At 55.2% G+C, this 15,629-nt stretch carries 13 protein-coding genes; 8 read left to right on the top strand and 5 right to left on the bottom strand.

The features are described from left to right. Positions 1-14 precede the first annotated feature (14 nt). Positions 15-1,010, bottom strand: coding sequence for a LacI family DNA-binding transcriptional regulator (locus tag QRD42_RS14580; RefSeq protein ID WP_072568468.1), 996 nt, complete (start codon positions 1,008-1,010; stop codon positions 15-17). Between the two features lie 243 nt (positions 1,011-1,253). On the opposite strand from QRD42_RS14580, the gene QRD42_RS14575 reads away from it, so the two are divergent. The 4 genes from QRD42_RS14575 (at position 1,254) to QRD42_RS14560 (ending at position 6,385) form a co-directional block, all read left to right on the top strand. Then, a complete protein-coding gene (locus QRD42_RS14575; protein WP_321987463.1) occupies positions 1,254-2,495 on the top strand; it encodes an MFS transporter in 1,242 nt (413 codons plus the stop codon). A 16-nt stretch (positions 2,496-2,511) separates the two neighbouring features. Further along, positions 2,512-3,945 carry a glycoside hydrolase family 32 protein gene (locus tag QRD42_RS14570; RefSeq protein ID WP_321987462.1) on the top strand — a complete coding sequence of 478 codons (1,434 nt, stop codon included), beginning with the start codon at positions 2,512-2,514 and terminating at the stop codon, positions 3,943-3,945. Between the two features lie 121 nt (positions 3,946-4,066). Further along, positions 4,067-5,410 (top strand): carbohydrate porin, encoded by a 1,344-nt coding sequence (locus QRD42_RS14565; RefSeq protein WP_321987461.1) that lies wholly within the window; start codon positions 4,067-4,069, stop codon positions 5,408-5,410. 21 nt (positions 5,411-5,431) lie between these two features. Next, positions 5,432-6,385, top strand: a complete 954-nt coding sequence (locus QRD42_RS14560; protein WP_321987460.1) for an aminoimidazole riboside kinase — start codon at positions 5,432-5,434, stop codon at positions 6,383-6,385. 36 nt (positions 6,386-6,421) lie between these two features. On the opposite strand, the gene QRD42_RS14555 is transcribed toward QRD42_RS14560, so the two are convergent. Then, positions 6,422-8,923 carry an EAL domain-containing protein gene (locus QRD42_RS14555; RefSeq protein WP_321987459.1) on the bottom strand — a complete coding sequence of 834 codons (2,502 nt, stop codon included), beginning with the start codon at positions 8,921-8,923 and terminating at the stop codon, positions 6,422-6,424. Positions 8,924-9,131: 208 nt separating this feature from the next. Then, positions 9,132-10,697 carry a methyl-accepting chemotaxis protein gene (locus QRD42_RS14550; protein WP_321987458.1) on the bottom strand — a complete coding sequence of 522 codons (1,566 nt, stop codon included), beginning with the start codon at positions 10,695-10,697 and terminating at the stop codon, positions 9,132-9,134. Between the two features lie 419 nt (positions 10,698-11,116). Between QRD42_RS14550 and QRD42_RS14545 the strand changes: the two genes are divergently transcribed. After that, positions 11,117-11,902: a linear amide C-N hydrolase gene (locus QRD42_RS14545; protein WP_321987457.1), complete on the top strand. Its 786-nt coding sequence runs from the start codon at positions 11,117-11,119 to the stop codon at positions 11,900-11,902. 7 nt (positions 11,903-11,909) lie between these two features. On the opposite strand, the gene QRD42_RS14540 is transcribed toward QRD42_RS14545, so the two are convergent. Beyond that, the gene (locus tag QRD42_RS14540) at positions 11,910-12,458 is read right to left on the bottom strand and encodes a winged helix DNA-binding protein (protein WP_072568459.1); all 549 of its coding nucleotides are present in this window, start codon (positions 12,456-12,458) and stop codon (positions 11,910-11,912) included. Positions 12,459-12,712: 254 nt separating this feature from the next. On the opposite strand from QRD42_RS14540, the gene QRD42_RS14535 reads away from it, so the two are divergent. The 3 genes from QRD42_RS14535 to QRD42_RS14525 are packed head-to-tail and all read left to right on the top strand — an operon-like array spanning position 12,713 to position 15,440. Beyond that, entirely contained in the window at positions 12,713-13,435 is a 723-nt protein-coding gene (locus tag QRD42_RS14535; RefSeq protein WP_318375935.1) for a DUF969 domain-containing protein, read from the top strand. After that, positions 13,432-14,418, top strand: coding sequence for a DUF979 domain-containing protein (locus QRD42_RS14530; protein WP_318362979.1), 987 nt, complete (start codon positions 13,432-13,434; stop codon positions 14,416-14,418). Before QRD42_RS14535 ends, QRD42_RS14530 begins: the two co-directional genes overlap by 4 nt. A 26-nt stretch (positions 14,419-14,444) precedes the next feature. Then, positions 14,445-15,440, top strand: coding sequence for a DUF2891 domain-containing protein (locus tag QRD42_RS14525; protein WP_321987456.1), 996 nt, complete (start codon positions 14,445-14,447; stop codon positions 15,438-15,440). A 54-nt stretch (positions 15,441-15,494) separates the two neighbouring features. Here the strand turns inward: QRD42_RS14525 and QRD42_RS14520 are convergent. Beyond that, the coding region (locus tag QRD42_RS14520) for an SDR family oxidoreductase (RefSeq protein ID WP_321988770.1) at positions 15,495-15,629 on the bottom strand (135 nt) is incomplete at its 5' end.

Here is a 15,629-nt window from a genome sequence, read left to right as displayed (position 1 = left end):
TCCGGGGGCGCGTTTTACAACGACTCGCGCAGCAGCAGCGGGCTTTCCACACGGACAGTATCGCGATGAGTTTGCTGTTGAATGATATGCAACGCGCTCAGACGACCAATCTCATAATGCGGCAATTGCACCGTCGAGAGCGGCGGCACAAACAGATCGCCGATGCCCACCATATTGTCGTAACCCAGTACCGCCACGTCCTGCGGAATGCGCAGCCCCTGCGCCAGCAACGTCTGGTAGACCATAAAAGCGATGCGGTCGTTACCGCAGATCACCGCGTCGAACTGCGGTCTGCCGTCGTGGATATGCGCCAGCAGCAGGGCGGGCATATCCCGATAGTGCTCGTCGCCAAATTCCATATAGGCGTGGTTAAGCGTATGCGGATCGATACCCGCTTCCCGACAGGCGCGCTCCAGCCCCTGACGGCGGCGGATGGTCGCCAGATGTTTTTCCGGGAGATGCAGACAGAGCGGGCGGCGATAGCCCGCCGCCAGCAGCGCTTTCACCGCGCTGTACTGACCCTGTTCGTCATCCGGGATATAGCTGGCCACCGGATCGTGCAGGCTTTCACAGTTCGCCAGCACGCAGGGCAGCGTCAGCAGCTTGGCAGGCAGCGGCACCTGGCGCAGGCCCATGGTGGTATAGATAATGCCGTCCGGCCGGTGGGAGAGCAGCAGATCGACCATGGTGTCCGGGCTGTCGTCGGAAAACATATTGACCACAAAACTGTTCCAGCCGTGGGCGCGGGCGGTTTCTTCAATAGAAAGGGTGATCTCCACCGAGAAAGGCGTGGTCACGGTATCCAGCGCCAGCACGCCGATGGTGCTGGGGGAGGCATGGGCACCACGGATCTTCTTGGCGGACAGATCCGGCACGTAATTGGTCTGTTCAATGGCCTGCTGTACGCGGGCCAGGGTTTCCGGTTTTAGCCGTTCCGGGCTGTTAAGCGCCCGCGATACGGTCATCAGCGATACGTTTGCCAGTTTTGCCACATCTTTCAGGGAGGCCATTCTTTTACTCCATCATTGCCGCGCTGCCTGCGGCAGTATAACTAAGTTGCTGATGTAAAAGGATCATACGCTATTCCTTTTCCGCTGTGTCGCGGTCTGTAGGCCTGAAATGTTGATCGCGATCTCATCCCCACTATGTTAACGTTAACTTTTGTGATTAACATCATGAATCTCAGCAAAACGGCGTGAAGGTGAGATTTTGTTAACGTTACCATTAGCGCATTACTCCAACACGAGATCGCCATGATGAAAGTCCATCATTCTCACAGTTACCCTTTACTCAGTGCCTTGCTGTTCTTCTTTTTTGTCACCTGGTCCTCCTCAGGCTCGCTGCTTTCCATCTGGCTGCATCAGGAAGTCGGGCTGAAAGCGGGGGATACGGGGATTATTTTTGCCGTGCTGTCGGTTTCGGCGCTGTTCGCGCAGATCTGTTACGGCTTTGTGCAGGATAAACTTGGTCTGCGCAAGCATCTGCTGTGGTATCTGACGGCGATGCTGATCCTCTCCGGCCCGGCGTATTTGCTGTTCGGGCATCTGCTGACCATTAACATTCTGCTCGGCAGCGTATTCGGCGGCATTTTTATCGGCCTGACCTTTAACGGCGGCATCGGCGTGCTGGAATCCTACACCGAACGCGTGGCGCGTCAGAGCCAGTTTGAATTTGGTAAGGCGCGAATGTGGGGATCGCTGGGCTGGGCGGTGGCGACCTTTTTCGCCGGGCTGCTGTTTAACATCGATCCGCGGCTGAACTTTGCGGTTGCCAGCTGTTCCGGGCTGGTGTTCATGGTGCTGCTGGCCCGTCTGCGGGTCTCCTCCGCGCCCCATGCCATGCAGGAGGCGGTGGCGGGCGGTAAAGTCACCCTGGCGGACGCGCTGCGCCTGTTGACGCTGCCGCGCTTCTGGGCGCTGGTGTTCTTCGTCGTTGGCACCTGTATTTACAGCGTCTACGATCAGCAGTTCCCGGTCTATTTCTCGTCACAGTTCGCCACGCCACAGGAAGGCAATGCGATGTACGGCTATCTGAACTCCTTCCAGGTGTTTCTTGAAGCGGCAGGCATGTTCTGCGCGCCCTGGCTGGTGAACCGCGTCGGCGCGAAAAATGGCCTGATCTTCGCGGGCATGGTGATGGCGATGCGCATGATCGCCTCCGGGCTGGTGGAAGGGCCGCTGCTGATCTCCATCACCAAACTGCTGCACGCCGTCGAGCTGCCGGTGCTGCTGGTGGCGATCTTCAAATACAACAGCCTGAATTTCGACAAACGCCTCTCTTCCACGCTTTATCTGGTGGGCTTTGCCTGCACCAGTTCAGTGATCGCCTCGGTGCTGTCGCCGCTGGCAGGCTACAGCTACGAAAAATATGGCTTCGCCGAATCCTATCTGTTTATGGGCATGCTGGTGTTCGGCATCACCTTTATCTCCATCTTTTTACTGCGATCCGGTAAGGCTTCGGCTGATCCGCAGCTACCCCAACTTTCCGCTATCTGAATAAAGAGTGAAGACTATGACCTACTCAATTGCTGACGCTGAACAGGAACTTAAGGTAAAGCGCGGGGCGCTCAACCTGCGCTGGTATCCGCATTACCATCTGGCCGCCCGTGCGGGCTGGATGAACGATCCCAACGGGCTGGTGTGGTTCGACGGCTGGTATCACGCCTTTTATCAGCATCATCCGTATTCCACGCAATGGGGACCGATGCACTGGGGGCATGCGCGCAGTCAGGATCTGGTGCACTGGGAACATTTGCCGGTGGCGATCGCCCCGGAAGGACCTGAAGATAAAGACGGCTGTTTTTCCGGCTCGGCGGTGGTGGACGGCGACACCCTCGCGCTCATTTATACCGGCCATAAATTTCACGGCGACGCCGGTAACGAAGACAACCTCTATCAGGTGCAGTGTCTGGCCACCAGCCGCGACGGCATCCACTTTGAGCGGCAGGGCATTGTGGTGGATACGCCGCCGGGCGTGCATCACTTCCGCGATCCGAAGGTCTGGCGCGAAGGGGACAGCTGGTACATGATCGTCGGCGCACGTCTGGGCGAAACCGGACAGGTGCGTCTGTATCGCTCGGCGGATCTGCGCCAGTGGCAGGACGAAGGCGTGCTCGATGAAGCGGAAGCCGGCATGGGCTTTATGTGGGAGTGCCCGGATTTCTTCCCCCTGAACGGCAGGCGCGTGCTGATGTTCTCCCCGCAGGGCATGAACGCCGACGGCTTCAAAAATCGTAACCTGTTCCAGAGCGGTTATCTGGTGGGCGACTGGCAGCCCGGCCAGCCTTTTGTCCGCGCCGGTGAGTTTGCCGAAATGGATCACGGCCACGATTTCTACGCGCCGCAGAGTTTCGCAACGCCGGACGGACGCCGCATTGTGATCGGCTGGCTGGATATGTGGGAGTCGCCGCTGCCGGAGCAGCAGGACGGCTGGGCGGGGATGCTCTCACTGCCGCGGGAACTTAGCCTGAGCCATGATAACCGCCTGCAAATGCGCCCGGCGAAAGAGGTGGAAAGCCTGCGTCAGGTCTGGTTCCCGTGGCCGGTCAACACCCTTAAAAATCAGCAGATCAGCGTGGCGGAAAACGCCGGGGCCATGGAAGTGGTGCTGAATTGGAATTGCGCCGAAAGCACCGCCGAACAATACGGTATCAGCCTCGGCGACGGCCTGCGGGTGTATGTCGATGCCCAGCAGCAGCGGCTGGTGCTGGAGCGGTACTATCCGCAGCACGCCTTATGCGGGACGCGCAGCGTGCCGTTATCCTCCGATCGCGATCTCAGTGTGCGGCTGTTTATCGACAGCTCCTCCGTTGAAGTTTTTGTGAATAACGGCGAAGCCTGCCTCAGCAGCCGTATTTATCCGGATGCCGGAAACCGGGAATTACGGTTATTCGCCTGGAGCGGAAGCGCGTCATTAATCGATGGCGGCGCCTGGCAGCTGGAATAAATCACAATCAGGTTATCAATAACCCGTCCCTGGCGACGGGCGGGTTATTGCTGTCGCTGTCGCCGGAATACCCTCTGCACCATTAATGATTGAATAGCGAAATAATAAAAAAGGTTCCCCGATGAAAATATTATGGATCGGTTGTGTGTTGACGTCTGTATTCAGCGGCGTGGTCTGTGCGCAGGAAAATCTTTCACTGGAAGAACGTCTGGCGCAAATGGAAAGCCGCCTTAAGGCCACCGAAGCGCGCGCCGCCAGCGCGGAAGCGGAGATCCGCGCCTTAAAACGGCAGGACGCGCCCCGTGCGGTTGCCAGCGCTGCACCGGCAAAACCCTCATTACAGGTAAATGACACCGACGAATTAAAATTCTATGGCGATGTCGAATTTAATATGGACGGCGCCAGCCGCACCGGAGGGCTGACGTCCCTTAAAACCAGCGCCAATAAAGACTGGACGCCGGGTGAAAAAGAGCGCTGGGATATTAACGGACGTATTCTGCTTGGCTTCGACGGGCTGAGAAAGGGCGCAGACGGCAAATATGCGGGTTTCAGCGTACAGCCGCTGGCGGATATGAGCGGCAAAATGAATCTCGACGACGCGGCTTTTTTCTTCGGTCGGCAGGATGACTGGAAAATTAAAATAGGGCGTTTTGAAGCCTGGGATATGTTCCCGTTAAATCAGGACACCTTTATTGAGTATTCCGGTAATACCGCCAACGATCTCTACAGCGATGGCTACGGCTATATCTACATGATGAAAGAAGGGCGCGGACGCAGCAACAGCGGCGGCAATTTCCTGCTCAGTAAGAACCTTGATAACTGGTATTTCGAGGTCAATACGCTGGTTGAGGACGGCAGTTCGCTGTTCGTCGATCAGAACTATCATGGAAACGCCCTCGATAACCGCAAAAACGTGGTCTACGTGCGCCCGGTCGCCGCCTGGCAGTCCGGCCCCTGGACGGTGGCCGCCGCGCTGGAGAGCAATCTGGTCAATAACGCTTATGGCTACCAGCAGGAGAACGGCCGCTTTCGCGATCAGTCCAGCCGCACCGGTTACGGTATGACCATGAGCTGGAACACCCAGCGGATCGACGCGGAAAACGGCGCGGTGGTGAATCTGAGCACCGCCTACCTGGATGCGGCAGACGAAAAAGACTTCAGCGCCGGTATCAATGCCCTCTGGCATCGCGTCGAGCTGGGCTACATCTACGCCCATAACAAAATCGACCGCTTCAATATGGCGGGCGTCGATGCCGACTGTGACAGCGACTGCGCGATCCTTGCCCCCGGCCGTTACGACATCCACACCCTGCATACCTCATGGCAACTGCCGCAGATCATGGATATGCCGAATTTCAATATTTACCTCGGGGCTTACGCCTCCTGGCTGGATGCCTCGGCGTCTGAAAGCGGCAGCAATGACGACCGCTATGGCGCGCGGGTGCGCTTTAAATATTTGTTCTGATAATCAGGTTAAGGGGAGTGTATGAAGATCTGGGCATTAGGCGACGCGGTGATCGACTTGTTACCGCAGGGAGAGATGCAGTACAGCGCCTGTGCGGGCGGTGCGCCGGTTAACGTCGCGGTTGGCGCGGCGAAACTTGGCGCGGATTGTGGCTTTATTGGCCGTACCGGGGACGATCCCTTTGGCCATTTTCTGCAAACAACGCTGGCTGAGCAGGGCGTGGATACCCGTCATATGCAGTTTGACGCGCAGCACCGTACCAGCACGGTGCTGGTGTCGCTGGGGGACGAGGGTGATCGCAGTTTCACTTTTCTGGTCGATCCCTCCGCCGATCAGTTTTTAACGGCGGACGGGCTGCCGGAATTTGCCGACGACATTCTGCATTTTTGTTCGCTGGCGTTGGTAGCCACGACCTGTCGCGAAACCCTGGTGCGCGCCATTGGCAGCATTAAACAGCGCGGTGGTCTGCTGAGTTTTGACATCAATCTGCGTGAGCAGATGTGGCCGGATGCGCAGGAGATGTCCGACACGGTGCGTCATTTTGCGCGCCAGGCCGATATCCTCAAGCTTTCACAGGAGGAGCTGTACTGGTTAACCGGCACCACGCAGCATGACAAAGCGCTGGCGATTTTGGGCGGGTATCCGTCGCGCCTGAAGGTGGTGACCTGCGGGTCGGATGGCTCTGTGGTGTTATGGCAGGATCAGATCGTTGAGATGAGCGCATATAAGGTGGACAGTCTGGATACCACCGGCGCGGGAGATGCTTTTATGGCGGGATTGCTGGCAAGCCTGGCGCAGGGGAATGCGTTAGCGGATCTGACGCAGCTGAAGCAGGCTGTCAGCCAGGCCAGCGCCTGCGGCGCGCTGGCCACCACCGCCAAAGGGGCGTTAGCCGCGCTGCCGGATAAAAACGTCCTTAAGGCGTTCAGGGCGTCTGCCGCGGAACTGGCGGTTAACCTGCGCCCGGCGCGCTAGCCTGCGGGTAAAACCGGGAGCCTCGCGGCTCCCGTATCACATCATTTTATTGAGCTGGATTTTATCCAGCGGCATCGGCCTGCCAATGTAGTAGCCCTGCGCCTCATCGCACTTATACTTCTCCAGCATGGTGAGTTGCCCGGTGGTTTCCACGCCTTCCGCCGTGACGTTCAGGGAGTAGGATTTACCGAGATTAATCATATTCTCGATCACGTCTTTCGCGGTTTCAGATGATTCCATGGCAAAGATAAAGGACTTATCCAGCTTGATGCCGTCAAAAGGAAAGGTACGCAGATAGTTCAGGGAGGAATAGCCGGTACCAAAATCGTCAATCAGGAAGCGCACGCCGATGGATTTAAGTTCATGCATGATCTCCAGCACACGCTCCGGTTGTGACAGCGTCACGTTTTCGGTGACTTCCAGCTCAAGCTGCGCGGCAGGCAGGCCGGATACGTTCAGCGCCTCCTTCACCCGCTGCACCAGTCCGGGATTGAGAAACTCCACGGCGGAGATATTCACCGACAGGATCATCTCCGGCAGGCTTTCGCTGATATCGATACAGGCTTTGGTCAGCACCCAACGGCTCAGCCCCATAATCAGGCCGGAACTTTCCGCCAGCGGAATAAACTGATCGGGCATCAGCAGCCCCAGGCGGGGATGTTCCCAGCGCACCAGGGCTTCAACCGCGTTAATACGCGACTGCTTGAGGTCGTAGCGCGGCTGATAATACAAAATGAACTGGTTTTCATTGATAGCGCAGCGCAGATCGTTTTCCATTTCCCGCCGCTGGATGATTTGCTCGATCATATTCTGGCGGAAGTAGATCCAGCGGGTATGTTCCTCTTTTTTCGCTTCGTAGAGGGCGATGTCAGAAAAGCGCATTAAATCCCAGGGCGTTTGCGCATCCTGCGGATAGAGCGCAATCCCCATGCTGACGCCGATATAAATATCGTTGTTCTCCACTATCTTAAAGGGCGCTGTGATCGCCGCATTAATTTTTTCACATATCGCATCGATCTGCGCTACGTGCTGAATATCGGAAAGAATAATCACGAATTCATCCCCGCCGTGGCGGCTGACCAGATCGTTTTTATTGATGCAGCCTTCCAGCAGGCGTGCGACCTGTTTAAGAAGGGTATCACCGGCGGCGTGACCAAAGAGATCGTTAACCGGTTTGAATTTATCCAGATCCAGGGTAATGACCGCAATCTGATGGCCAAAATAGGGCTGCTCACGCACTCTGGTTTCGAGAAAATCCTTCAGATACATGCGGTTCGCCAGGCCGGTTAATTCATCATGGCAGGAGAGGAATTTCACGCGTTCGTGGGCTTCCAGCTCGGCGGTGACGTCCGTCGCCGTGCCCCTGTAAGTCGTGCTGCCACCCGGCAGATCGACGCGTTTTATCACCAGACTGCAATAACGGGTCTGCCCGCTGGCGGAGACATAACGGCAGTTTTTTAAGGTAAAAAGCGTATCCGCGCGGGGATCGCTGAACCACTGCGAAATCTCGGCGGCAGACTGGGGCAAAAAGTCGGTCAGGCTTCGCCCGAGCCAGTGACGGGTTGGATAGCCGGTGATCGCCGGGAAACGTTCTGAGATCCAGCTAAGTTTACGCTGATGGTCTATTTCCCAGATCCAGTCGGTGGTGGCTTCGGCGACATCGCGAAAACGCCGCTCACTCGCCGCCAGCGCCAGCTGACTCTGTTTTAATAGCCCGATATTGTTATCGTTGCTGCGCGCTTTGGCTAATACGTTGCGTAGCAGCGCCAGCACCAGTAACAGCGTAATGGCTGCCATACCGAGCAATAACGGTAACTCCCACTTTAACAGCGCACCACCCGGATCATCGCTTTTCCAGTTCAGGATCAGGCTGCCCTCATCGGTGGGGATGGATACATCGCCCTGGCGATACGGCGTACCGCCATGCCTGTTATAGCTCACCTGTTCAACGCCGTACTCGTTACCCATCAGGACGAGTTTTTCCGGGGTGAGTTTATCGACAAAGATCATCAGCGAGTGTTTATCAGAGGTGGTTATTACGCGGCTATCGCTTCCGGCTTTGATCCAGGCCGCGCCAATAATCACCGGCTGACCTTTGGCAATCACCATGCGCGTCAGCGGCAGGCCTTTAGTGAACATCAGCTCATTCTGCAATGCCTGTAAAACCGGCTTCCCCAGCCAGTGTTCGAACGGATCCTGCACGCGCTCGCCGTAGAGCACGCTGTATCGGGTTTGACCGTCGGGTGAAATAACAAAAACCCCTTCGTACTGAAATAATTTGTACAGCGAATCCCCGAGGTTCTGTCCTTCCCATGCCCACTGTAAATTCATACTCTGGTGAAGATTAATGTAGGCTTCTCCCCAGTCGGCATAGTCCGCCAGATGGTCGCGGATGGTGGCGGTTCGGTTTTCTATCGCTTTTTTCAGCAAATTCCCGCTGCGGAAATCGGAACGCGCATTTTGATCGCCTGCCACATGATAAGTGGCCGTGATGGCGAGGATAAACATCACCGCAATCATCAGGATCATAATCAGCATTGATTTCTTCACTATGCTGAGGGTGTCGGTCTTTACAGCGTTAAGCGCTTGAGTAGGTTGCCAGTTCATTTTTTATCGCTCACCCATCACCGGGTACAGATGATTATTATCCAGAGGTTTCCAGAATGGTTATCGGCAGAAAAGTGAAGAGTGTTAATCACGGGCAGGAAAGGGTAAGCATTCCCGCCATGGCTGGCGGGAAGTTATCTCAGGCCTGCACCCTGTCAGCGTCATGACAGGTAAAGACCTCCACGCTGTTTAACAACAGACGCGCCTGCTCTTTAAGCGACGCACTGGCAGCGGAAGATTGTTCAACCAGCGCGGCGTTTTGCTGCGTGGTGGTATCAATCTGCCCCATGGCAATATTAATCTGGGTGATGCCGTCGCTCTGCTCGGCGCTGGCGCGGGCTATTTCATCAACCAGTTGCTGCACGTCGATCACATTATTCACGATGCCTTTCATTCCCTTATCGGCTTCATCCACCAGTTCACGACAGCTGTCGATTTTGCTGAGGGACGATCCGATGATCTCCTTAATCTCTCTGGCTGAAGAGGAGCTTCGCTGGGCGAGGGTACGCACTTCACCGGCGACCACCGCAAATCCGCGACCCTGTTCACCGGCCCGTGCCGCTTCGACAGCGGCGTTAAGCGCCAGGATATTAGTCTGGAAGGCGATACCTTCAATGGCGGTGACGATGTCGGTCATCTTGCCGGAGGCATTATGAATATCCTCCATACTGAGCAGCACGTCATTCATGCGCTCACCGTTTTTGCGGATGACGTCCCCGGTTTCGCTAAACAGCTGGTTAACGTGGCGGGAGTTATCCGCCGACCGTTTGATGGTGGAGGTAAGCTGTTCCAGCGTGGCGGCCGTTTCTTCCACGCTTGCGGCCTGTTCTTCCGTCCGGGACGCCAGATCCTGATTACCGGCGTCAATTTCACTGGCGGCATGGGAAATGGTCAGCGCGCCCTGTTTGACATCCGTGACGGTACTGCCCAGCCCGGCAACCATATCCTTTAATGACTGCATCATCATCCCCAGCTGATCGCCTGAGCGGACATTCACTTCCACCGTCAAATCCCCTGCGGAAACATTGCCTGCAACGCTTACGGCCTCAGACAGCGGTCGCGTAATGCTACGGGTGATATACCCGGCGATAATGATGCCCAGGATGATGCTGGCAATAATAAATGTCAGAATGATGTTTTCTGATTGATTCGCGTCCCGCCGAATGTCCGCATAGGTTTTATCGATGAGCGCCTTCTGAAAATCACGCAGCTCGGTCAGTGCCTGGGTGTATTCCTGGGTTGCCGGATAAAAGCGATTCAGTATAAAAGCGCTGATCTGTTCATCCTGCCCGTTTCCTGCAAGCTGAAGTCCTTCCTGTCGTAAGGAGACAAACTTTTCACGCGCCGCGCTAACTTTCGCCAGCAGGCGTTGCCCGGTCGGTAAGCGCAATAACGGCGTCAGTTCTTCCTGAACACGGGTGATGTCCGCGGATCCTTTCTCAACGGTTTCCTGCAAGGATTTGCGCAGGGCAGGATCGGCGGTGCTCATCGCCGTCATGGCTACTCCGCTGTTAGTATTTAAAAGTCTTGTCCAGTCCTCAATCATTCTTTCTTTAACAAGATGCCAGGAGATCATTTCCTCTACTTTCTTCTCACTGCTCATGGTCAGCCAGAAGGCGCTGCTTCCCATAATGACTGTCATCAGCAAAAGAAGGGCAAAGCCGGTTCCCATACGCATACCCACACTCATATTATTCAACTTCATGATCTCTCCTGCGAAACTAATAACCCGCTTTGATATTCATCATTGCATATCGGCTTTACGGCGGCTTTCTGCACCGCTATTTCGCAGTAAAAACATCATTCAGACATAAATATGATCTGGATCATGAAGGGTGAAATAATACGATCAGCTATCTCACCATAATAGTGTAGCACCGCTAATAACCATTTTAGCTGTAAGGTTAATTTCTATACTTTTATAAAGCGCATTTAATGTCCTTTGCAGTGAACACTGAACATCTTTTAATTTGCTTATTTTTCTAAAACCGCTGACTGCTAAGGTTGGACTGGTCATTATAAAAAGGAAATTAATGAGCTACATTATGGATAAGAAAGTCATTGCTCTTTTTTGCAGCGCCATACTTTCAGCAGGCACACTCTCATCCTCTGACGCCTGCACCCGTGTCACCTGGGCCGCAATCAGGCATGAATGAAAAGGGGTTGCAGGCCGATCTTTTATATCTCGGCGAGGCGAAATACGGCAAGGCTTCGCCGGCAGAGAAAACCCTGGAGGCAAAAACCTTTATTCAGTACGTGCTGGATAATTTCGCAACGGTTGAGGAGGCAGAAAAAGCGCTTAAAAGCGAGCCGATACATATGATTAGCAAGGGCATGCACGCAGGGCTGCATTATATGGTCACCGACCGCAGCGGCGCGAATATGATTATTGAAATTGCTGAGGGTAAGCTGAAAATATATCCCAAAGCTGGCAACGCCGTAATGACCAACGATCCCAGTTATGAGTCCATGCTGAAAATATATGATTATTATAAAGAAAAGGATCTCGCCAGAAACATGCCTGGCTCTCCCCACTCGGTAGACCGTTTTATGCGCGCGGCAGGCTGGCTGGAACAAATCAGCCCTGACAAGATGGACACTGTTATTAACCTGGTTCCCGGTAAGGATTTCGCCATGCAGGTGCGTATGAGCGTACTTTCCGTCATGCGCACGCTGTCCACGCCGTTCGCTATCTCAACCGAAAGAAATCCGGAGAACAGTACCACCCTCTGGCGCGGGATAAGCGATCTTAAAAACAACATCATGATGTTTGATCTGGCGGGTTCTCCCTCCACGGTCTGGGTGGATCTCAATAAAATCGACTTCAGTCAGGGGGAAAGGGCGCTCAGCCTGTCTGATGGCGAAATCAAACAGGGGGACGTGACCCGTCAGTTCACGCCCGTGCAGTAACGCTGCGTCACAAGGATGCCGCCGCCCGCGCGGCGGTGTCATACAGCGAAGATATGGTTCGCAGCAACTGTGCCGTGTCGCCAATGGCGCTGCCCGCTATGCCACTTTCAGCATGGATGTTGATCAGGCAGGCTTCACGCACATCCCGGTATTTCATGCATAAGGCTTTACCTTCATCGGTGGTGGAGAAAAAGAGTTCTTTTCCTGCCTTTTCGCTGGTCACATAGCCTGCCTTAACCAGTTTTTTCAGCGCATAGGTCACCACGTGCGTGTCTTCCACGTTCAGCACAAAGCAGATGTCCGCCAGCTTTTTTTTGCGATTGCGGTGATTCACATGATGCAGAAGCGAAACGTCAAAAGCGCCCATATCCGGCTCACCGGCGGCGGTCATACAGCGCACCATCCATTTGTTAAACGCATTGCTGGTCATGATCAGCGCGTACTCCAGCTCCGATAACTCTGCGCAACGCTCAGAAACCAGATGGCGGGAGGAAACGATACGGCCGTCAGCAATATCGTCGTGATGCGTTGAGGTGGCACTCTTTTTTGTGGTCATAACGTCCCTTATCGGATTGTGACTCTTCACCAAAAATGTAAACGCAAAGCGATAAAATAAGAACATTTTATTGATAAATTGTTTACATGTTTTTGCCGTTCAGTTATAGATTTTTAGTACAGGCTCTGTGCGAATGACAGATCCCTGGCAAAACACAACATCTCTCGCCGTTATGGATCACGCTTCGCCTTGATGTGAAGTATTAAAAAAATAGCCGCCGGCGCGCAACGCTCACTTTAGACAGGATAAAAGTTATGGACGGTTCTACGCTGCTGCCGCTCATCGGGATACCGATAGTGGTTATTGGTTTTGCACTGCGATTTAACCCGCTGCTGGTGGTGGTCGTTGCCGGGCTGGCGACTGGTCTGCTGGTGGGGATGGATTTCGGCATGCTGCTGGAAACCTTCGGCGAAAAATTTGTAAACAGCCGCTCGCTGGCCACCTTTATTCTGATCCTGCCGGTCATTGGCCTGCTGGAATATTACGGGCTGAAAGAGCGGGCGCAGGCCTGGGTGGCGAAAATAGCCAGCGCCACCTCGGCACGTATTCTGATGCTCTATTTTGTCGCCCGTGAAGGTACTGCCGCGCTGGGGCTGATGTCCCTTGGCGGTCATGCGCAGACCGTCCGTCCGTTACTTGCGCCCATGGCCGAAGGGGCGGCACTCAATGAATACGGCGAACTGCCGCAACATATCCGCGATAAGATCAAAGCCCATGCCGCCGCCTGCGACAATATTGCCGTTTTCTTCGGCGAGGACATCTTTATTGCCTTTGGCGCGGTACTGCTGATCGACGCCTTCCTGAAAGAGAGCGGCATTCAGGGCATTGAACCGCTGCATATCGGCCTGTGGGCTATTCCCACCGCTATCGCCGCATTAATTATTCATATGACCCGCTTGTTGCGCCTTGATGCCAGTATTCGTCGCGACGTCATGGCCTGGAAAGCAGAGCAGGGCGCACAGGAGGCGACACGATGAGCACCTTGATCACCATTAACCGCGTCTATTACCTCATCGGCTTTGTTGTGATGCTGCTGGTCATTATGACGCTGCGCGATCGGGCTAACCCGAAACGCTTTACCACCGCGCTATTCTGGTTTCTATTCGGCGGCATTTTCCTGTTCGGCGATCTGATGGTGCAGGAGCTGGGCAAATCGCTGGCCTACCGGATCATTGGCGGCGGCGTGATCGCCATTGCGTTGCTGGCAGGCTTTGGGCTGGTGGGCAAAGGACACTATAAAATGTCCACCGATGAAGAGCGGGAAGCCTCATCCCGGCGACTGAAAAACTGGCTGTTTTTACCGGCGCTGATGATCCCCGTGGTGACGGTGATCGGCACGCTGTTCCTGAAAGGGGTTTCCATTGGCGGCGTGTATCTGCTAGATCAGAAGCAGCTCACGCTGGCCGCGCTCTGTGTCGCCTGCGTCGCCGCGATCCTCACGGGCTGGTGGCTGACGAAAGGAACGCCGCTGCATGCGATCCGCCAGTCGCGGCGTCTTGTGGACACTATCGGCTGGGCGGTGATCCTGCCGCAAATGCTTGCCATGCTTGGCGGGGTCTTTGTGGTGGCGAATACCGGCGAGTCGGTGCAAAAAGTGGTGAGTCTGTTCGTCAATCCGGATAACCGCTTCATGCTGGTGGTGATCTACTGTATCGGCATGGCGCTGTTTACCATGATCATGGGTAATGCCTTTGCCGCATTCCCGGTGTTGAGCGCGGGGATCGCGCTGCCATTCCTCATTAACGTTCATCACGGCAACCCGGCGCCGCTGCTGGCGATTGGTATGTATGCGGGTTATTGCGGCACGCTGATGACGCCGATGGCCGCGAACTTCAATATCGTTCCCGCCGCGTTGCTGGAACTGAAAGATAAATATCAGGTGATCAAGATCCAGATCCCAACGGCGCTGACGCTGTTGGTGGTGAACGTCTTTTTAATGTATTTCCTCGCGTTTCGCTAAGCGCGGCATTGAGCTAAGGAGCTGTTATGGAATTAACGCAACATCAGGCGGATGCATTCGCCAGAATGCCTTTAACCTATCTGCGCCAGGAATACCCTAATCACATTATGCATCTGCTTAATGATGATGGTGATGTCTTACCGCCGCGCGCGCTGCATCCGATTTTTTATGGCTGTTTTGACTGGCACTCGGCGGTACACGGTTACTGGTTGCTGTTACGCTGCGTGCGGCTATACCCGGAGTTGTCCTGCCGTGATGACATCGTTGCGCTGTTTGACGAACACATGACGGAAGAAAACGTGGCGCAGGAACTGGCATATTTTAACGCGCCGTTCCGCGCATCCTTCGAGCGCCCATACGGTTATGGCTGGCTGCTGGCGCTGGCACAGGAACTGAAACAATCCTCACTGCCGCAGGCACAGAAGTGGCATCAGCTGCTGGAGCCATTAACCCAGGATATTCGCAACCGGCTGATGGATTACCTCAGCAAGCTGACGTATCCGATCCGCGTCGGAACGCATTACAACACGGCCTTTGCGCTGGCGCTGGGGCTGGATTATGCCAGGGCGCTGACTGACCGTCCGCTGGAGCAGGCCATTCTGGATGCGGCAACGCGCTTTTATCAGGCCGATAGGGATTATCCCGCGCATTATGAGCCAGGCGGTGATGAGTATATTTCCGGCGCGTTAACGGAAGCCTTGCTGATGAGTAAAGTGGCGGATAAATTCCCGGCGTGGTTCGATGCATTCCTGCCGCATGTGGGATCGGTGTCGGCGCTGATGAACCCGGCCGAAGTGAGTGACCGTACCGATCCGAAAATCGCACATCTTGACGGGCTGAACCTCAGCCGCGCCTGGTGTATGAAGCATATCGCAAAAGCTTTACCGCAAAACCATCCGGCGCAGACGCCGCTGCGCGAAGCCGTGGCGCGTCATCTGACGGCAAGCGTGGAGCATGTGGTGGGAAGCCATTACAGCGGCGGTCACTGGCTGGCGAGCTTTGCATTGCTGGCACTGGAGTAAGGGCAGGGCAGACACGGCAAAATGAGGGGTCCGGCGATGCCGAACCCCGACGGATCACGCGCCAAATGCGCCGTCAATGGTATGCATGGCGCCGGTCACAAACGAGGCTTCCGGCCCGGCAAGCCAGGCAACCATACCGGCCACTTCTTCAGGACGCCCGTGGCGTTTGATGGCCATAAAGCTGTGCAT

Source organism: Enterobacter sp. PGRG2 (assembly GCF_030291195.1).
Classification (GTDB): Bacteria; Pseudomonadota; Gammaproteobacteria; order Enterobacterales; family Enterobacteriaceae; genus Enterobacter_D.
Note: the sequence above shows the minus strand (reverse complement) of the source record. Positions and strands in the feature narration are given on the sequence as shown.